The organism is Parabacteroides sp. AM08-6 (assembly GCF_003473295.1).
Taxonomy (GTDB): domain Bacteria; phylum Bacteroidota; class Bacteroidia; order Bacteroidales; family Tannerellaceae; genus Parabacteroides.
Window position 1 is genome coordinate 135,160 of record NZ_QRMP01000002.1, and the last position, 20,704, is coordinate 155,863.

Annotated in this window: 16 protein-coding genes and 1 tRNA gene; 5 read left to right on the forward strand and 12 right to left on the reverse strand. The window is 38.4% G+C overall.

The genetic code is table 11. The features are described from left to right. Window positions 1–5: 5 nt before the first annotated feature. The gene (locus DW103_RS02375; protein ID WP_122274067.1) at window positions 6–452 is read left to right on the forward strand and encodes an META domain-containing protein; all 447 of its coding nucleotides are present in this window, start codon (window positions 6–8) and stop codon (window positions 450–452) included. Here the strand turns inward: DW103_RS02375 and DW103_RS02380 are convergent. Continuing rightward, window positions 447–2,699 (reverse strand): ATP-binding protein, encoded by a 2,253-nt coding sequence (locus tag DW103_RS02380; RefSeq protein ID WP_147381164.1) that lies wholly within the window; start codon window positions 2,697–2,699, stop codon window positions 447–449. The two genes, DW103_RS02375 and DW103_RS02380, sit on opposite strands and share 6 nt — an antisense overlap. A gap of 96 nt (window positions 2,700–2,795) precedes the next feature. Next, window positions 2,796–3,971, reverse strand: a complete 1,176-nt coding sequence (locus tag DW103_RS02385; RefSeq protein WP_233545592.1) for an exo-beta-N-acetylmuramidase NamZ domain-containing protein — start codon at window positions 3,969–3,971, stop codon at window positions 2,796–2,798. A 252-nt stretch (window positions 3,972–4,223) separates the two neighbouring features. Between DW103_RS02385 and DW103_RS02390 the strand changes: the two genes are divergently transcribed. Further along, complete coding sequence (locus DW103_RS02390) at window positions 4,224–4,766, forward strand: HDIG domain-containing metalloprotein (RefSeq protein WP_122274070.1); 543 nt, start codon at window positions 4,224–4,226, stop codon at window positions 4,764–4,766. A gap of 65 nt (window positions 4,767–4,831) precedes the next feature. Further along, window positions 4,832–7,606 (forward strand): putative LPS assembly protein LptD, encoded by a 2,775-nt coding sequence (locus tag DW103_RS02395; protein WP_122274071.1) that lies wholly within the window; start codon window positions 4,832–4,834, stop codon window positions 7,604–7,606. Window positions 7,607–7,649: 43 nt separating this feature from the next. Here the strand turns inward: DW103_RS02395 and DW103_RS02400 are convergent, their stop codons facing one another. Both DW103_RS02400 and asnA read right to left on the reverse strand, forming a co-directional pair. Continuing rightward, window positions 7,650–8,312 carry a uracil-DNA glycosylase gene (locus tag DW103_RS02400; protein ID WP_122274072.1) on the reverse strand — a complete coding sequence of 221 codons (663 nt, stop codon included), beginning with the start codon at window positions 8,310–8,312 and terminating at the stop codon, window positions 7,650–7,652. A gap of 31 nt (window positions 8,313–8,343) precedes the next feature. Beyond that, window positions 8,344–9,381 carry an aspartate--ammonia ligase gene (asnA, locus tag DW103_RS02405; protein ID WP_122274073.1) on the reverse strand — a complete coding sequence of 346 codons (1,038 nt, stop codon included), beginning with the start codon at window positions 9,379–9,381 and terminating at the stop codon, window positions 8,344–8,346. Window positions 9,382–9,578: 197 nt separating this feature from the next. On the opposite strand from asnA, the gene DW103_RS02410 reads away from it, so the two are divergent. Further along, window positions 9,579–9,651, forward strand: a tRNA-Arg gene (locus DW103_RS02410). Between the two features lie 58 nt (window positions 9,652–9,709). Here the strand turns inward: DW103_RS02410 and DW103_RS02415 are convergent. Then, window positions 9,710–10,564, reverse strand: coding sequence for a sugar phosphate isomerase/epimerase (locus DW103_RS02415; RefSeq protein WP_122274074.1), 855 nt, complete (start codon window positions 10,562–10,564; stop codon window positions 9,710–9,712). Between the two features lie 21 nt (window positions 10,565–10,585). Further along, complete coding sequence (locus DW103_RS02420; protein WP_122274075.1) at window positions 10,586–12,091, reverse strand: Gfo/Idh/MocA family oxidoreductase; 1,506 nt, start codon at window positions 12,089–12,091, stop codon at window positions 10,586–10,588. Between the two features lie 612 nt (window positions 12,092–12,703). On the opposite strand from DW103_RS02420, the gene DW103_RS02425 reads away from it, so the two are divergent. Continuing rightward, complete coding sequence (locus DW103_RS02425; RefSeq protein WP_122274076.1) at window positions 12,704–15,346, forward strand: glycoside hydrolase family 78 protein; 2,643 nt, start codon at window positions 12,704–12,706, stop codon at window positions 15,344–15,346. Window positions 15,347–15,522: 176 nt separating this feature from the next. On the opposite strand, the gene DW103_RS02430 is transcribed toward DW103_RS02425, so the two are convergent. The 6 genes from DW103_RS02430 to DW103_RS02455 all read right to left on the reverse strand — a co-directional run bounded on the left by DW103_RS02430 (window position 15,523) and on the right by DW103_RS02455 (window position 20,628). Continuing rightward, on the reverse strand, window positions 15,523–16,698 hold the full coding sequence (locus DW103_RS02430; protein ID WP_122274077.1) for a 6-bladed beta-propeller: 1,176 nt from the start codon (window positions 16,696–16,698) through the stop codon (window positions 15,523–15,525). 89 nt (window positions 16,699–16,787) lie between these two features. Then, window positions 16,788–17,168 carry a GtrA family protein gene (locus DW103_RS02435; RefSeq protein ID WP_122274078.1) on the reverse strand — a complete coding sequence of 127 codons (381 nt, stop codon included), beginning with the start codon at window positions 17,166–17,168 and terminating at the stop codon, window positions 16,788–16,790. Window positions 17,169–17,177: 9 nt separating this feature from the next. Beyond that, entirely contained in the window at window positions 17,178–17,780 is a 603-nt protein-coding gene (locus DW103_RS02440; protein WP_158576657.1) for a peroxiredoxin, read from the reverse strand. Between the two features lie 8 nt (window positions 17,781–17,788). Then, window positions 17,789–18,940, reverse strand: coding sequence for a 6-bladed beta-propeller (locus DW103_RS02445; protein WP_122274080.1), 1,152 nt, complete (start codon window positions 18,938–18,940; stop codon window positions 17,789–17,791). 71 nt (window positions 18,941–19,011) lie between these two features. Beyond that, the gene (locus tag DW103_RS02450) at window positions 19,012–19,407 is read right to left on the reverse strand and encodes a hypothetical protein (protein ID WP_147381165.1); all 396 of its coding nucleotides are present in this window, start codon (window positions 19,405–19,407) and stop codon (window positions 19,012–19,014) included. Window positions 19,408–19,449: 42 nt separating this feature from the next. Further along, window positions 19,450–20,628, reverse strand: a complete 1,179-nt coding sequence (locus DW103_RS02455; protein WP_122274082.1) for a 6-bladed beta-propeller — start codon at window positions 20,626–20,628, stop codon at window positions 19,450–19,452. Window positions 20,629–20,704: the final 76 nt, after the last annotated feature.

Genomic DNA, 20,704 nt, shown 5'->3' on the forward strand with positions numbered 1-20,704 from the left:
CGGAAATGAAAAGGTTTTTATATGTTTGCCTGGTCCTGATAGGGGTGGGAGTATTAGTCTCTTGTAAAACACAAAAAGCTGTAACCGTGACTTTCTCTGATCTTGATGGAGAGTGGAACATTGTCGAACTTAATGGAAAAGCTGTCAAAGCAATTGACGGACGTCCTTTTATCCTATTTGATATACCTCGTAAAACTTTGTCCGGTAATGCCGGTTGTAATCGTATAATGGGAAATATTGAATATAATGATACTCAGAAAAATATTATCAAATTCCCGAAAATAGCCGCTACTCGCATGGCTTGTCCGGATATGGATGAAGAGCGGGAAGTATTGCAGACTTTGGATAAAATAGTTCGCTTTGAACCGGAAGGAGTCACTGCCCCTGTCACAAAGATAGCCTTCTATGGTACGGATAACACGAAGTTGATGGTTATTGAAAAAAAATTATAGTTTCAGTTGGCAAGGTAAGATGACGGTAAAGAGGCTTCCTTTGCCTTTTTGGGAGGTTAGTAATATCTGGCCTCCCAGTTGTTTTACGATAGTTTGGCAGATAGAAAGTCCCAATCCTGTACCTTGTGCGAATTCGTCGTCTTTATAAAAACGTTCGAAAACCTTTTTGCATGCTTCTTCCGACATGCCTTTGCCCGTATCCTCAACGTATATATGTACTTTCTTTTCTGTCGCTTTATACTGGTATCCTATCGTGATATGCCCTTTCTCCGTAAATTTTACAGCATTATTTATTAAGTTTGTAATTACTTGGATAAAGCGATGGCGATCTACGCGGACTTTTATTGGTAAATCCGGAATTTCTTTAAAGAAGCTGATATTGGAAGGCATAAGTAGGTTATGCGTTTGATAAATCTCTTCTAATAATTCGTTTAATAAATAATCATCGAAAGTAAACGACATACGTCCAGACTCAATACGTGATAGTTCCAGAATGTCGTTTATTAGCTTTAGTAGCAAACTGCTATTTTTATTAATTGTATCTTTGAATAGTAATTTTTCTTCATCTGTCAACTCCTTTTCCTCCTGTAATAAATTGGAGAAACCAACGATAGCATTGAGAGGTGTACGTATTTCGTGGCTCATATTGGCAAGAAATGCAGATTTCATTTTGTTTGCTTCTTCCGCTTTTTCCTGTAAGTCGATTAATTTTTGTTCTTTATCTTTGAAAGACTGGATGTTCATGCAAAGTCCTATGATACTATGTGTTTTGTCGGGTGAAACTTCTCCATGGTTATAACGGAGTTCCCACCAGATATAGCCTTTCCCGTTAAAATTAAAACGGCATTGGAGATTGGCATTGTCGTGTAAACCGGAATGGGCATCGTGGATGTGGTTTTTCAGATTTTCCTGGTCGTCAGGATGTGTCATAGTCAATAGAGCTTCGATAGTAATAGTGCGCGGAGCAATATTGTTGGCTGTATAGAAGTCGTCTTCAAAAGTGAATTCCTCATTTTTCATTCTCCAGGCATAAATATTACCACCTTCCAAAGCCAGTTTTAAAAATTTCCTTTCTTTGATTAGATTGATTTGGGCTGTCTTTTTTCGTTTATATTCACGGCGATACATGTAGATAAGATGGAGAATGATGTAAAACAGTAGTAATACTAGCAGAGAAATAACGATTACAATATAGTTGTGGTAGTGTACTTCAAAGGGTAAATTATAAATAACGCTACCTTGTGGTAAATCTTTTTGCTTAATGTTGAAACGTTGCATCTCGTTCCAGTCAAATGCGTATACTTTAGGGCTTTGTGTTATCGGAATTTTACTGACTTGTGTCCCTTTTATAATACGTTCTACTATACTGGAAACTTCATTGGCTTGTATTTGAAGTGTTGTGAAATACCCGCCGGTAATCCCTCGATTGTCGTTAAAACCATTATTGATAACGGTGAAAGTAGGTACGTTCGCCAAACGTCCAATTGTCAGGACATTAAAGTCGAGTATCGTTTGCAGACAAGCTGTATAAGGATTATTTTCAAAGATATTGACTAATTCTCGGGCTGGAAGTTTTGACGGTTTTGCTGTATAAAGTGCTGATTCCTCGGGCGCTCCTGAAATTATAACTTCCGGTTGTTTGTTGCTATCCGGATTATACATGCCGTCGTAAAGGGACATTCCGCTGTTTTTTACATCTTCCACTACCGCATTATAAGCTAGCTTACCGATAAGCCGTAAATCGTTGAAAAAAAGGATACGAGATTTACCGTATAGTTTTTCTATCAGCCGGATTGTTGCCTTGTAATCCGGTTTATCCCAGAAGCCAGTAACGTTGGGATGTTTTTTCAGTAAAGGCCAGTTTGGGAAATTAACGCCGGAAAAAACGACAGGTGTACTTTTCCCTAACGGATGACCGCAGGCCATTAGCGTATAAGTAGCCTGATCACCATTAACCAATATGATATCAGGTGTCCAGTTGCCTAAAGAATCCAGAAAGTTATACATGCGTGCTTCTTCATCTTTGGCGATATAACGCTCACAGTCCAGATAAAAAGTACGTACAGAGGTCTGAATGCCTTTCTTTCTCAAATCCAATGCCACCATGTTACTAAACTTGGCATAGGCTGTTAGCACAGGGGTATAGGAATGTATGATAAGAACTTTGTGCAACTTCTCTTCCTCCTTTTGTCCTGCTTTTGTCTGAACCGAAAAAACGGCAAAGAAGATAAGTATAATTATATGCAAATATTGTTTTAGAAGGTACCCCAATTCTTTTTATTTTACCCGAGTTAATTATAGTGTACAAAAATAGGAAAAATATCAATATATATAATCGAATATTTATCTTTCCGGTGTGTTATTTTTCTCGACATTCGGATAATCAGGGTATAACAAATATTTTTTTCTTATTTTTTTATATTCGTTCAATTCCGGTTGCCAACTGTCTCGGATTTCTTCTTCACTCATTCCTCGTATTATCTGGAAACGCAGTTCCTTGTTCCCGGCCAGTAAGTCAAACCATTGTGGGCGGGAGAAAAAGAATGCTTGTTCTTTTCCGGCTTTATTATAAAAATCAAGTAGGAAGCTCAAGGACAGACCGCCTTCGAATGGATATTCCCGCAAATCTACCCCATAACAAAGTTTATCTTTATGGAGTGGATTGGTATCGAATCCGGGTAGTGACGTGGGAGTAAATGTGAAATCACCGTATTGAGCATCCGGAGCACCCAGTATTTGGAACGGATAATATGTACCTCGGCCTACGCTGATATTAGTCCCTTCGAAAAAACAGAGGGATGGATAGAGACGGATTGCCTGGTCGTTAGGGAGATTGGGTGAAGGTTTGACAGGCAACCAATACGGATCGCCATGTTGCCAGTTTTTCATCTTGACAATATGTAGCTTACAGGTGTCGGGAGTGCTTTTTAGCCATCTTTCTCCGTTAATCATCCAAGCTAGTTCTCCTACGGTCAGTCCATGTAGGACAGGAAGTGGGTCGAGACCAACAAACGATTCGTATCCAGTTTGCCGCACCGGTCCGTCAACGAAGTCGTTCGGATTGGGGCGGTCCAATACGATAAATTCAATCCCGTTTTCGGCACATGCCTCCATTGCGTAATGCATCGTGCTAATATAGGTGTAGAAGCGTGCGCCTACATCTTGAATATCGAATACGAGAACATCGAGGTCGGCAAGTTGTTCGGTTGTCGGTTTCTTATTTTTCCCATAAAGAGATATGATAGGTATGCCGGTTTTGACATCCCGGCTATCCTTTATCTCTTCTCCGGCATCGGCTGTTCCACGGAAACCATGTTCGGGTGCAAACACTTTTTTCACTTGAATCCCTTCATCCAAAAGGGCATCGAGCAGGTGTTTTTGTCGTTTCTCCAATATGGAGGTCTGGTTTACTATCAGACCTACCCGTTTATCTTTCAGTAGACGAGTAACGACTTCCATGCGTTCAGCTCCAAGTTTTAAAGGTTCTTTTTGGAGTACGGATGCTCCGGCTTCAGGCATCAGGAGTAATCCGCACAAACAAAAGGTAAACCAAACAACGGTTCTCATATGCTATCTTTTTAATTATAGATGATACAAAAATAGCTAATCTTTTTTATACAAGGTTTAATATATGTCATTTGTTTTTATATAGTTTGTTTTGACAATTAGAGGACTGTTTATAAATTCACATAAAAGTAAAAGAGGAGTGAATAAAATTACTACAGCTGTAATATAATCTTTATCTTTGTCTGTCATTTAAGTAAAAAAGATATGAACCCTTTGGATATTATTGCCAAATACTATCCGGCCGATTCGGAAGTATATACGATATTGGTAACGCATAGCCGCAGTGTGGCGGATAAGGCATTGGCTATTGCCCGGATGCATCCGGAAATGAACTTAGACCTTACATTTATAGAAGAAGCGGCTATGCTGCATGATATTGGCATTTTCCTTTGTGATGCTCCGGAAATCGATTGCCATGGTTCAGCCAAATATATTTGTCATGGTTATCTGGGAGCAGAATTGATGCGTAAGGAAGGCTATCCCCGTCATGCTCGTGTGTGCGAACGGCATACAGGAACCGGTATTACTTTGGCAATGATAGAAGAACGGAATCTTCCTCTTCCTCACCGGGATTTTATGCCGGAAACGATGGAAGAACAATTGATATGTTTCGCCGATAAATTTTACAGTAAAACGAAACTAACAAAAGAAAAGTCTATTGATAAGGTGAAACAAGGACTTTTCAAGTATGGAAATGATACGGTTGAACGGTTTGATAACTGGTGTAAACTCTTTTTAGGGGAATAAAAAGAGTTTGATTCACTAAATTGTTATACATTTGCCCGCTGTAACACACTGCAAATAACGACAGAATGTTTTTGAAATACAAATGCCTGATTATCTTATTCTTTTTCCTCGTAGGAATTTTGAGGACTGAGGCGCAGGAATTCGCACCCCCAACCGTTCAATCGATGGTCGGCGATAGCGTGGCACCTGCCCCGAAGGATACTACGGCTCGTTTGGATACTATACCGAAACGGTCGGCAGGATTGGACGCTCCGGTTGACTATCAGGCTAACGATTCTATTATTATAACAGCCGACAATTGGGCTTATTTGTATGGAGAGGGTGATGTGAAATATCAGCAGATTGAGCTTCAGTCTGAAATCATAGAGATGAATATGGATAGTAGCTTGGTATATGCTAAATTTGGACTGGATTCAGTAGGAACGGAATTTGGTTATCCTTTATTTAAGGATGGAGAGCAGCAGTATGAGTCCAAAACGATGCGCTATAACTTTAATACCAAGAAAGGATATATTACGGACGTTATCACTCAGCAGGGTGAAGGTTATGTTACTGCAGGACAGACTAAAAAGATGGATAATGATGTCCTAAATATGGTAGGTGGTAAATATACAACTTGTGATGATCATGACCATCCTCATTTTTATATCCAAATGACAAAAGCGAAGGTGCAACCGAAGAAGAGGATTATCACCGGACCTGTTTATATGGTATTTGAAGATGTTCCGCTTTATCCGATAGGTTTACCGTTTTGCTTTTTCCCTTTCTCAAATTCATATTCTTCGGGTATTATATTTCCGACTTTTGGTGATGAAAGTAGCCGGGGTTTTTATTTACGTGATGGTGGATATTATTTTGCTTTAAGCGATTATATGGATTTAGCTTTAACAGGGGAAATCTATACAAAGGGGTCGTGGGGATTATCGGCTCGTTCGTCTTACCGGAAAAGGTATAAATTCTCAGGGAATTTCAATGCTTCTTATCTGGTTACACGATTAGGGGATAAAGGATTACCGGATTACAGCCTGTCGAAAGACTTTAAGATAAACTGGACACATTCGCAGGATGCGAAAGCGAATCCTTATAGAACATTCTCCGCGAGCGTAAACTTTTCTACCAGTAGTTATGACCGGAATAATATGAATGGCTTTTTCCCGGGTAGTAATAATGGCTCTTATGCGGAGAATACCCAAAATACGAAAGGTTCTAGTATTAATATTACACAGCGATTTCCGAACAATCCGTTCAGCTTGTCTGCGACAATGAATATCAACCAGCGTTCGCGTGACTCTTCCATTTCTGTTACTTTACCGGATATCACTATTACGATGAGCCGTATATTCCCCTTTAAGCGTAAACATGCGATAGGTAAAGAACGTTGGTATGAAAAGATTTCAATGAGTTATAACGGTTATTTGCGCAACAGTATCGATACTCGCGAAGATAAGTTGTTTAAGTCAAGCTTGGTTAAGGATTGGCGGAATGCCATGCAACATCAGATACCGGTTAGTGCTACTTTTTCTCTCTTCAAATATCTGAATATTTCTCCTTCGTTTAATTATACGGAACGCTGGTATAGCAATAAGGTTGAAAAAGCCTATGATATGCAGAAGAAGCAAATTGTGGATCGTGATACGATATATGGTTTTTACCGAGTATTCGATTATAGTACTTCTGTTTCTGCATCTACGACTTTGTATGGTTTCTATAAACCTTTGCCTTTCTTGGGAGATAGGATAAAAATGATTAGACACCGTTTTGAGCCGTCTGTTACGCTAAGTTATACTCCGGATTTTGGTGCGCCTAAATTCGGGTTCTGGAAGGATATTCAGTATGAGGATGCGTATGGTCAGATGCAAACTTATTCTTATTCGCCATTTACTTCTCAGATGTTTGGCACGTCACCTACCGGAACTCAGGGTAGTGTTAGTTTTCAATTGGATAATAATCTGGAAATGAAGATAAAGTCGGATAGAGATTCGACTGGCGAACGAAAGATTAGCTTGATTGACAAGTTGTCGTTGGGTATGAATTACAATATGGCTGCAGACTCCTTTAAATGGAGTGATTTGAATGTCGGTTTGCGTCTCAAATTTTCCAAAAGCTATACGTTGAACCTGACAGGAGTGTTTGATACTTACACCTATGGTTATGATGAAACAACCAAAACAGTTCGTCGTTTAAATATACCGAGATGGCGTGCAGGTAAAGGTATAGGACGTTTACGGTCAACAGGAACCAGTTTCTCTTATACATTTAATAACGATACTTTTAGCAAACTGTTCGGAGGAAAAGAAAAAAGCAGTAGTAACTCGGATAACAGCGGTACTGATTCGGACTATGAAAATGATCCTCAATTAGAAGAAGTTCTTCCTGGCGAAGAAAATAAATCACAAAATCAGGAAGGCGGAGGTCGTCTGCGCGGTACGAAAAAGAATGACGGTGATTTTGACTCGGATGGTTATATGATAAATAAAATACCTTGGAGTTTATCTTTTAGCTATAGTATGCAGTTGAGGTATGACAATAACAAATTCGATACGAAAAAGATGGAGTACAAATATGCATTGACACATGCATTGAGCTTTAATGGGAATATTCAGCCGACAAAAAACTGGCGTTTTGATTTTAATGCCACTTATGATTTTGATACGCATAAAATATCTTATATGACTTGCAACATTACCCGTAATCTGCATTGTTGGCAAATGTCGGCAAGTTTTGTTCCGGTAGGCCCTTATAAATCTTATACTTTCAATATAGCGGTTAGTTCGTCTCTATTGAAAGACCTGAAATGGCGTCAGAGCAGTAACTATCGTGATGGACAACAGTGGTATTAAACGTAGTAAATGCTGGGAAACCGGAGTTTTATAGACTTGTTTCTCACCATTCAATAGGAGTTTGCCCTGTTGCTATCAGATAGTCATTTGCTTTGCTGAAATGTTTGTTCCCAAAGAAACCGCGATAAGCAGAAAGGGGCGATGGATGGGCTGATTTAAGCACTAAATTGCGGGATGCGTCAATGAAAGCTCCTTTTCTTTGGGCATAAGATCCCCAAAGAATGTAAACGATATGATTACGTTCTTCCGCCAACCGGTGAATGACTGCGTCTGTAAACTCTTCCCAGCCTTTATTTTGATGAGAGCCGGCTTGGTGGGCACGGACAGTTAGAGTTGCGTTCAGTAATAATACTCCCTGATCGGCCCAGCGAAGCAAATTGCCTGTTTGTGGCATCGGTTTACCTAAGTCGCTTTCTATTTCTTTGAAAATATTGACTAACGAAGGAGGAAAAGGAGTTCCGTCCTGTACGGAGAAACATAGCCCGTGTGCTTGCCCCGGTTCGTGGTATGGATCTTGTCCCAGAATAACAACTTTTACCTTGTCGAACGGACAATGTTCGAACGCACTGAAAATATAAGGTCCGGGAGGATAAACAGCTCTTTGTTTGTATTCATCCTTAACAAAGTTGATTAGTTGGCTGAAATAATCTTTTTCAAACTCAGGACTCAAGCGCTCTTTCCAACTCTGTTCTATTTTGACATCCATAATTCTGTAATTTGAAATTGATAATTGAAAGTTAAATGAGATACATACCTGCAGCACGGGCTTCCTGGCGCATCTCTTCCGGCCAGATACTTGCTTGGATTTCTCCGATATGAGCTTTACGAAGATAAAACATACATAGGCGGCTTTGCCCGATACCACCTCCGATACTTAGAGGAAGTTCTCCGTTCAAAAGGCGTTTGTGGAAATATAATTGTTTTTTTTCTTCAGCATTACAAGCTTTCAGTTGGCGAAGCAGAGCTTCCTCATTCACACGGATACCCATAGAGGATAGTTCCAATGAACGGTTTAAGACTCCGTCCCAAACGAGTAAATCCCCATTTAAGCCGACTTGCCCGTTTTCTGCAACAGTAGACCAGTCGTCATAGTCCGGTGCACGACCGTCATGTTTTTCCCCGTTGCTTAATTGACAACCGATGCCGATGATAAAAACAGCCCCGTATTCTTTGGCAATGGCATCTTCCCGCTCTTTTGGAGTGAAGGTCGGATATTTTTGCAATAAATCCTCGGAATGAATAAAATGGATTTGTTGCGGCAGGGTAGGGCGTATTTGAGGAAACATTTCATATACCAGATATTCCGTACGAACCATTGCTGCATAAATACGGCGTACAATTTCTTTCAGGAATTCAATGTTACGTTCTTCCGGTCCCATTACACGCTCCCAGTCCCACTGGTCTACATAAAGAGAGTGCAGATTGCCTAATTCTTCATCGGAACGGATGGCATTCATATCTGTATAAATACCGTATCCTTGCTCAATCTGGTAATCGGCTAATGTGAGACGTTTCCATTTGGCCAGCGAGTGAACGATTTCAGCTTTGGCATCGTTCAGGTCTTTGATAGGGAAAGTTACGGCCCGCTCCGTTCCGTTGAGGTCGTCGTTGATGCCCATTCCCTTTAACACGAATAAGGGGGCTGTGACACGGCGTAACCGCAGTTCGGAAGAGAGGTTTTGCTGGAAAAAGTCTTTAATCTTTTTAATACCCATTTCTGTTTGGGACAGATTTAATAAGGCCTTATACCCAGCCGGTTTAATTAGATAGCTCATATACTTGTTGTGCTTTGTGTTTGTAAATAATGTGTGGCAAAGATAATAATTAATGGCAAAATAACGATTGTGCACCTGTTTTTATTTGCAAAATGGAAGTCTATGTGCGCTTGTCGGTTGCAAAATATCAAAAGTGATGATTTTTGGTTCATTCGTTTGCTTTCCTGCAATATTATATATACTTTTGCGCAGTCTTTGGCCTGGTAGCTTAGTGAATAGAGCGTCAGATTCCGGTTCTGAAGGTCGTGGGTTTGACTCCCACCCGGGTCACAATAAAAAAGGAAGCATTCGGATTTACCGATGCTTCCTTTTGTTTATAAAGGATTTTTTAGAGAATTTCGTTTGCTGCCTGATTGAAGTTATAGATACACTGTTTGATATCCGGAACAGAGTTGTCCCAGTTGTATTCATATTCGATGGAGAATACACCTTTGAATTTCTGTCTTTTCAATTCTTTCAGCATCCCTTTTATATCCAGTATGCCGGTACCCCATATCACATCATGTTGTTCCTTTTCGCCTTCTGTTTTAGGGGCAATATCTTTAAAATGCAAGGAGACGATACGTCCTTTCAATTGTCTTAGGCAATCGATTTGGTCCAATCCATCCCGGCGCCAATGACCTACATCGGCACATGAGCCGAGTAGCTTACTACGTTTGGAAATAGCATTCAATAGATTTTCCGGTGTACAATAGGTGGAAGGTTGCGGGTGATTGTGGACGGAGATTTTAATGTTATACTGTTTGGCCAGCTTTTCTATCAAATCCCAGTGTTTCAGGGCCGGTTCGCAGGAGATGAATTCCAAACCCATGGAAGAGGCGAACTGGAACATTTTTTCCCAATCAGATTCATTGTCGAATCCACAGACGCCTGAGCCTACAATCTTTATTCCTTTTGATGCAGCCAATTCTTTAATCTCTTTTTGGGTTTGTGCATCCAGATTCTGATCGAACACTCTGTCGCCCCATTTCCCTCCCAGTCTATGGCCGGGGTATATTTCAATATACTTCAATCCCAATTCCTGAGTTTTATCCAAGGCTTCCGTTAACGGAAATTTATGGAATGAATAGGATTGCATGGCTAATCGCCATCCGTTTTTCTCGGCTTTGTTTTGTGCTTGGATGGAGAATGCCATTAAGCAGCAAATGAAAACGATTGTCAGTTTGAATAGTCTTTTTGTCATAATTTTTATTGTTTATCCGGTTTATAAAGGCATATCCGGGAGTGAGAAACCATTATTATAAGTATGTTTAATCCATTCTTTTGCCATATCGGCGGCATTAAATTCGGCAAAACGCCGGTCGAAACGCGGGTCTCCGTCTATCACTTTGAAATCGTCGACGGTAACAATGCTTATCTTATCATTAGGAGAGATGTTGGTGAACTGCATATTTTCGCCATCCCATTGTAGTTCGCGTTTTAGGCCTTGCAAACGGACAGCTAAAACTCCCATTACCACTATTTCATTGAACGGGCCGGAGAACTGGAAGTTCGAAGAAGCTTCCGTGCGGTTTTCAGGCGATTCTTTACAGGCACGTATCCAGTCCTGTTCGTGGGCATTGGTATTCCATATATCGCCATTGCCGCCTTTTATACGTGGAATAGTCGGTTTGGGCTGGTTGAAATGTTCCATGTCGCGGAATGGTATCAGGGTCGGATTCATACCGTAGCATCCGGTCATTATTTTCCCTTTCGAACCGATAAAAATAATACCGCCATTTTCATCACCCATCATTTCTCCGTCCTTCAGTTCTTCGGGACGAGGGGGCATTAAGCCTCCGTCATACCAATAAACTTTTACTTCCGGCATTTTGACAAATTCTCTAGCCGGACGTTCCGGGAAGGTGTATGTTACTATTTGTGCGTGAGGAGGCGAATATAGGTTACTTAAGGTAGAACTGCCTATTACACTGGTCGGATACTTCAGGTCGAGTGCCCAGTATAGCGGGTCCATGATATGGCAAGCCATATCTCCCAAAGCCCCTGTGCCGAAATCCCACCAACCGCGCCAATTCCAAGGAGTATAAGCACTGTGGTAAGGGCGTTTCTGTGCCGGGCCGATAAATAAATCCCAATCGAGAGTTTTCGGACATTTCATACCTTCTGCCGGCTGTATCAATCCTTGTGGCCAAATAGGACGGTCGGTCCAGCAATGTACTTCTGTTACTTCGCCGATAACACCGGCGCGTATCCATTCCGTTACCTGGCGACACCAGTCGAATGAATTTCCCTGATTACCCATTTGGGTGGCAACTTTATATTTTTTTGCCAGTTTAGTCAATAAGCGGGATTCGTAAACGGAGTGGGTGAGTGGTTTTTGGGTGTAGCAATGCTTGCCTAGAGTGATAGCGTGCGCTGTTATCCCTGCATGTGAATGGTCCGGTGTGGCTACCATGACGGCATCTATGGACTTTCCCATCTCATCAAACATTACCCGCCAGTCTTTGAAACGCTTGGCTGAGGGGTAATCCTTGAAAGTTTTGTCTGCATAATGCCAGTCTACATCGCACAGGGCTACAATGTTTTCGGTATTCATGTTTGCCAGATTACGACGTCCCATTCCTCCGATTCCTACACCGGCAATATTCAATTTATCACTGGGAGCCGTATAACCGAACGACTTTCCGAGTACCGAACCCGGTACAATACTCAGCCCGACTGCTGCAACTGCTCCCGATTTAAGGAAGCTTCTTCTTGAGATATTTTTCATGACTATTAAATATAAAGTATATATCGTTGATGATATTGCGAGTTCTAAAGTTGTCTCCTCCTTTATTGTTATACACCTTAGGGCACAAAAAGTACCCATTATTGGCAAATATATTTATTTAGTTTGATAAAAAAAAGTGTTTTCGAGCCGTAATTTCTATTTATCCCTTTGTTACTGTCCTGTTTAATATGAAAATAACTTTAATAGTATCCGGCTGGAAACGCTAACAGGTAAGCTCCCGGTTATTTGCCCCTTATCCTTTAAGAGTGCCACCGTATTGGCACTGCAATGCCATCCCGATGGCACTGTAGTGCCAATACGGTGGCACTGGCAATATCAATGTGGCCTCTGACTGCGGGTGGCAGAACAACTTGAACGATTCCGGTTGTCAGCGAATCTTCAAAAAATGTATTAAGCGTTAAATCTAAAGAAAGTGAAGGGATTTATGCTATTTTTGTGTTTTGTTAAGTGATAAGATTGATGCTTGGTGCAAAGCTGGTGTCGGAAACTTGGGTTGGAAAACTACAAAATATGGCGGTGCAGCTACGGAAGTAAAAGATTATCGGTCTTTATGGTTGTATAAAAATATGTAATATATAAAATAACAAGCAAATGAAAAAACTAATATTCATTTTTTCGATTTCAACTTTCTTTGGTTTTTCCGGCGTTAACGGGCAATCTGTTGCTAAATTGACGGATTTGCAAAGTGATTATTTCGAAAATCCTATAGGAATAGATAATCCGAATCCTCGCCTTTCGTGGAAAATGGAAGATAGCAGACAAGGTGCAAAACAAACTTCGTACCGGATATTGGTCGGGAAAGACTCGATGGAGGTTGTTGGCGGACGTGGAAATGTGTGGGATACAGGAAAAGTGAATTCAGGGGATATCCTGATAACTTATGCTGGGAAAGAACTTGAGCCTTTTACGAAATATTATTGGAAAGTAATAGGTGGAGATTTGGAAAATAAGGAGGTAGCTTCTTTGGTCAATTCCTTTGAAACAGGCATGATGAATATTAAGAATTGGCAAGGAGCCTGGATTGGAGATGGAAGAGATGCCAACTATGAACCGGCGCCATATTTCCGCAAAAAGTTCACAACCGGCAAGACGATAAAGTCTGCGCGTGCTTATATTGCTGCTGCAGGGCTGTATGAATTGTATATGAATGGGGAAAAAGTTGGTAATCACCGTCTTGACCCGTTGTATACCCGTTTTGACAGACGCAATCTGTATGTGACTTACGATGTTACCTCTCAACTCCGGACTGGTGATAATGCCATAGGCGTACTTTTAGGTAACGGATGGTACAATCATCAATCGAAAGCAGTATGGGATTTCGACCGGGCTCCTTGGCGTAATAGACCGACTTTCTGTATGGATCTTCGCATCACATATACGGATGGAAGTGTCGAAACCATACCGACGGATCTTAGTTGGAAAACCTCGTCGGGTGCTTTGGTTTTTAATAGTATCTATACAGGAGAACATTACGATGCCCGATTGGAACAAAAAGGATGGAATACGCCTGATTTTGATGATTCTAAATGGCATGGGGTCGGCTATAGGGGCGTTCCTTCTCAAAATGTCGTGGCGCAGCAAGTGCGTCCAATCCGTAATGTACTGACTCTTCCGGCCAAATCTCTTAATAAGATAGATGAAAAAACGTATGTTTTTGATTTTGGGCAGAATATGTCGGGTGTAACCAAAATAAAAGTTTCGGGAGAACCAGGTACGGAATTGAGAATTAAGCATGGGGAACGACTTTACGAAAACGGGCATGTCGACATGTCTAACATTGATGTATATTATAGAGGTGATAAAGAGAAAGATCCTTTCCAAACGGATATTTTAATCCTAAGTGGTAACGAGGATGAATTTATGGCTAAATTTAATTATAAAGGTTTCCGTTATGTAGAAGTAACCAGCGATAAACCGATAGAGCTTGCTCAAAACAGCTTGACTGCTTATTTTATGCATAGTGATGTGCTTCCCGTCGGGAAAATCAATACATCGAGTGAACTTGTAAATAAGCTATGGTGGGCTACCAATAATGCTTATTTATCCAATTTGATGGGCTATCCAACAGACTGTCCCCAGCGTGAGAAAAACGGATGGACAGGAGACGGGCATTTCGCAATAGAAACGGCATTGTATAACTTTGATGGGATTACTGTCTATGAAAAATGGCTTGCCGACCATCGTGATGAACAGCAACCAAACGGAGTCCTTCCTGATATTATCCCGACCGGAGGATGGGGGTATGGTACGGAGAACGGATTGGACTGGACAAGTACGATTGCTATTATTCCCTGGAACTTGTACATGTTTTACGGTGACAGCAAACCTTTGGCTGATTGTTATGAGAATATTAAAAGCTATGTTAATTATGTAGACCGTATAAGCCCTAATCATTTGACTTCTTGGGGACGTGGCGATTGGGTTCCGGTAAAGTCCCATTCCAATAAGGAATTGACCTCTTCAATCTATTTTTATGTAGATACCAAGATATTGGCAAATGCTGCGAAGTTATTTAATAAGCAAGAAGATTATGCTCATTATACGGCATTGGCAGAGAAGATAAAAGAAGCGGTAAATGATAAATTCCTGAATAAGGAAACAGGGATATATGCAAATGGAAGTCAAACGGAATTAAGTGTTCCTTTGCAATGGAAAATAGTTCCTGAGGATATGATATCCAAAGTAGCCGGAAACCTGGCTAAGAAAGTCGAAGAAACAGGATTTCATCTGGATGTTGGTGTGTTGGGAGCTAAGGCCATTCTGAATGCTTTAAGCGAAAATGGATATCCGGAAACTGCTTATAAAGTGGCCGCGCAGGATACCTATCCTTCTTGGGGTTGGTGGATAGTCAACGGGTCGACTACTTTGTTGGAAAATTGGGATTTGCAAGCCGAACGTGACATTTCGGATAATCATATGATGTTTGGAGAAATCGGCGGATGGTTTTATAAGGGGTTAGGCGGTATTTTCCCGGATCAGGAACAGCCCGGTTTTAAGCATATTTTGCTGCGCCCTAATTTTGTAAAAGAATTGAAATCATTTGAAGCACATCATGATTCTCCTTATGGACAGATTGTTTCAAGATGGGAATGGAAAAAGAAAAATATTAATTATGAGGTGGTTGTACCAGCTAATAGTACAGCAACTCTTTATCTTCCCGATAACGTTAAAGGAGAAAAAGTGATTGAGCTGAAAGCCGGCAAACATAATTTGGTTTTTAAGTCTTCTAAGTGATTTGAATTTCAGGCCTGTGTTCACCGTAGAGATTGCTGCGGTGGACACAGGCTTTTCAGCTATTAATATTTTACCCAAAGTCCTAATTGAATGTAAAACAAAGAAACGTCCGGTATCGGTTCAATACATAAATAGAACAGAGTGCAACTGAAAATCCAATCGTATTAGGTATGGAACTATTTGTTGAAAATATCGTTTCTTATTTTATGAACCAATACATAGGGGTTTGTGTCTTCTTTTGCTGAAAGTAACTCATTGAATCTGTTTTTACCTATAATTTCTGAATTAACACAATAGTTTAACATTTCTTCTACTCCATGGAATGAAAATTCTAAAGTGCTAATTAATAATGAGTCGTTTTTGAATTTAGAATAATGAGGAAATAATACATTCTCTTTAAAAGATAACATTTTTATATACTTGCTGCTTTTCTTATCATATATAACTGTTACATTTTTTTTCTCATAGCTGAATTTAGCTATTTGATATGATAAGTTGTCCATATTGCTGATAAAAAAGAATACTTTCTTTTTATCAACCATGTCCTTCCAGAAATAGTCGCTATATTGTTGATATTTCCAATCCGATGGTAATGTTGATATGGAATAATTATGTTCACCAAAATCCCATGTTTGTCGTATTTTACATGTATCCGGAGTTATTTCGTATAGGTTATAGTCACTTGCTTGATTAAAGTAAACAACATCTCCTTCTTTCTCAAACATAAAATTAGTAGTAAACATAACAGACTCCTCTGCTAAAAACACAGGTCTTTTATAAAACTCTTTTATTACTTTATTCTGTTTCTCCGAATGTAGTTTCAATCTATATTCTTTGAAATAAGAGAGGAACACTCTCAAATCACTACTTACATTGGCGAACTTATGAACCGGATACAATTTAGGATCGGTCAATTTTAAATCACGAACATGATTGAAATCCATATCGTAAATATGAAGACCTCCATAGGCAGACAATAGCTCTATCTGGTTAGTCTCTCTGTTTATCGAGAAATCGGTCAAGTCCGAATACTCTCCCGGTCCTTTTCCATGCCGGGCTATTTTATCACAGTAGCGACCATCCCGATTAAAACGGAATACGGACATGGTCCGTTCATCCAATATATAAAACTGATTTTTGTAAAAATCTATTTTACTTATTTCTCCTATTAATGAACTATCCGTTGTTTCCAATGGCACTACATCCACACTTTCAAAAATATCGAAAAAAGACAACTCATCGTAAGGAGTGTCCAAGTCGACTTTCAAAGTTTGACCACCTCCAGCTTCTTCTTTGTTATTACATGAAAAGAAGAAGATTGGCAAAAGTAATGTACATATTAACTTTTTCATATACTAGATATTTTATTAAACATTATCCCGGCTTTTGTTTTATACCACTTATCTCATTAACCAGGGTTGATGTTATTTACCCCAAAGCCCTAATTGAATGTAAAACAAAGATTACTAAAAAAATTCCATAAGACTGTTATCCCTATTGCAATAAGTTTTGCAAAATAAAAAGATATACCGAGCCGCTGGTGTATGAACCACAACAGTCCATTATTGATTAGTAACCCTATAATCGAAACTATAGCAAACGAAGCAAACTCTTCACCTATCTCCGGATTATGACTTCCAAATGTCCAATACCTGTTCAAGGCATAATTAGAACAGACAGCAACCGAAAATCCAATCGTATTAGCTATGTATTTTTGCCACTTCAAATATTCCTTGCAGACATACGTAAGGCTAAAATCGATTAACATACCGGTAAAACCGACTATGGAAAAGCGGATAAATTTCAAGAATAAGTAATCCATATCCGTTACTTATTTTGTAATCAAACGCTCCACTCCTGTCAGATAAGCTTTACTTTCCTCCGGATACGCTGTTTCCGGTATATAAAAATCCGACACTTTCATATCTGGATGCAAAACAAAATAATAAGGACGATCATATAAGTCTGCATCCCAGGAAAAAGCTTTCATATCTGTATTGTAAATAGGATACTTCAATAAATTATTCCGCCTGAATGCTTTCATATTCGATTCATATTCATAAGAACACAGTATTATAACTTTCTCTGTATGTTGTTTAAAAAACTGACGCAAATTTGCGAACTCACTTTCTACACAAACACTACAATTAATATCTGAATAACGATAAACTAAAATAGGCCCATCCTTGGCTAAGTCAGATAAAAGTAGTGTTTTACCCTCGCGTCCACAGGAAATATCAAGAGCGGTAAGACCACGCATCTTATTATTTAAGCACAGGTTCGTTTGATAAAAGAAGAATTCATTATCATTTATAGTATTTTGTGTTGTTGTATCAGTTTTACTTTGCAAACTGCGTATCAGCCAAATACTTATAAAGATAATACCAAATAGAGTAAGGCATAAAATTATTTTGTTTAAATTTGTCATAATCATGTTTGTCATTATTTGAATTCATAAATCTCTAATATTGGATTATCATCTTCTCGCAAAGGATATTTAAAATATTGTTTTAGTTTATTTGTTCGTTCCTCACCTATAATTGAAGGGTTTTTAAAAAGATGGATATAGGTGTCAGTAGAAGATGTGGTTATCATGTAGTTGTTGCTAAAACATTTAAAATTAGGCATTAAATAAGAATTGACGCTATTGCTTGTTTTATCATAAAATACTAATCGATACTGTCCTTTAAATAAGATTGTAGAAATAATAAAATTTTTTCTTTTATAAAAATCCTTTATTTCTAAAACGTAATTATTTAGTTGATGACTTCGTCCCATTTTTTCTACAATATCCGGAGTGTTAAGTTCTTTTGGAAAATTATACTTTCCAAAATCATAATGATAACATTTTCTAAGAGAATCTTCGGTTATTTGATAAATGTCTGTAATATTATCAGACGAACAATATATATTATCATCTGTATCTTTATATATACTCTTACTACTTGAAGACATCTTATTAATCCAATCAAAATTGATAGGCAATCCACTGTACAACCGTTGCATCGTTCTCGAATAAACAAATAAACTAGATGTAATATTGGGTCTATTAGATGAATGCTTAGAATGAAATACATAACGCCCATCTTTAGCCCTTTCAACCTGTGCTATCTTTAAATCAATAGGTTGTTGTTTTACTAACTTATTACCATCTCGATCATAGCTCATTATTTTATATCGATTTCCACTTCCTCCATAAGTTAGAATATTGATTGTGTTTTCATAATCATCATAGAACATATCTCTCATGTCAATATATTCTTCAGGTCCTTCTCCTTTATGGTCTACTTTATTTATAAAACGTCCATTTTCATCAAAGATAAATATCGAATAAGTATTCCATTGATCCAGTATGTAAATACGATTGTCTCTTAATACTATTTTATCTATTTCGCCAAACAGCATATTTGTATCACTTTCTAACTGAATATAATGCTTAGAAACAAAATATTTGTCAATATTCTTATCCATCCAATTTACATCATCTAAATCACTCACATTTATATTTGTCACAGAATCTTGATTGTTTATTTTATCTTGTGACATGCAGGAGAATAGAGTGAAAAAACAAAATAAGTATAGTATTTTTCTCATAATTCAACTGTTTTTGTTTAATAAATCGGAGGATTCCTAACGAATTCTCCGATTTGTTAAAAAACTTGATATTAAAAACTTGTTCCTGAACCAGAAGGTACAGTTGGACATTTTTGGGGATTACATAATTCTTCACCATTTACAAAACAACGAATACCCGATTTTTCTGAAGTATAAGACCAATTCCCATATTCATCAGCATTAAATTCTATATCCCCCAAAATAATCCTTTCAAAAGGATATGCTTTTCCTGAATATACACAGGAACTTTCTCTTTTATCATAATACAATCCTCCTGTGGTACCACCACCTCCTCCTCCAGAGTCAGAGCAACTCTGTGCAAATACCTCAGCATGCAAAGAATTGCTCGTTACACCATAATTCCCCCATGCATATTGTAAATTCGCCACAACACCTAATGAGAAAAACATAATTCCCATCAAGTTAATAAATTTTCTTTTGTTCATAACTTGTTGTTTTTTTAGTTGAAATTATTTTATATATTTATACTATTTAAACTCGTAGATTATTAATATTGGATTATCTTCTTCCCGTAATGGGTATTTAAAATGTTTTTTCAACTCTTTTGTCTGCTCATCACCTATAATTGATGGGTTTGTAAAAAGATGAGTATATGTGTCTGCGGGAGTGGATAGAACCATGTTATTGTCACTAAAGCATTTGAATCCGGATGCTATAAAAGAATTAATAGTTTGTGTTTCTTCATCATATATTATTATTCTATATCGGCCTTTAAATAAGACGGAAGAAACTACATAATTTTCTCCTTTATAAAAATCTTCCAAATCTAAAACATAATCGTTAAGCTGATGGGCTCGTCCCATTTTTTCTATAATCTCGGGCCTATTTAAATCTTTGGGGAAATTATATTTGCCAAAATCATAATGATAACAATGCCATAAAGAATCTGTAGTTACCATATAGACATCGGTAGTATAGTCTGATGTACAATATATATTATCATCTTTATCTCTACATAAAGATCTATCTCCCGATGCAAGTCTATTCACCCAGCCTGCCCTAATGGGCAACCCGTCATATAGTCGTAACATCGTTTCCGAATAGACCGATACATTCATTGTGATATCAGGTTCATTAGAAGCATTTTTAGAATGAAACACATAATGACCATCCCTCATTCTATCTGCTCGTTCTATTTTCAAATCGATAAAGCGTTGTTTTACTAACTTACTACCATTTCGATCATAACTCATTATTTTATATCGGTTCCCACTTCCACCATAAGTTAGAATATTAATTGTGTTTTCGAAATTATCATAGAACATATCCCTCATGTCAATATATTCTTCAGGTCCTTGTCCTTTATGACTTATCCTATTCACAAAACGTCCATTTTCATCAAAAACAAATACTGAAGAAGTACTCCACTGATCCATTATATAAATACGATCATCCTTTAATACAATTTTACTAACTTCTCCTATTAACATATTGGTGTCACTCTCCAATTGGACATAGCGTATAGGTTTAAAATATTTTTCAGCATTTGGATTTATCCTACTAGCCTTTATCTCTAAGAATTTGTCTTCGTTCAAATCTTGTACCTCCATGTTAAACAAAGAATCAGGTTTTATTGTATTTTTTTGTGGAAAATTGCAAGACAAAAAAGACAAAATACAGAATATTGCTAACGATTTCTTATTCATAATAAATGTTTATCAATTAAATACTAATTGTTAGTCCGGGGATTTATTACTAAATCCTCGAACTAAACTTTCAATT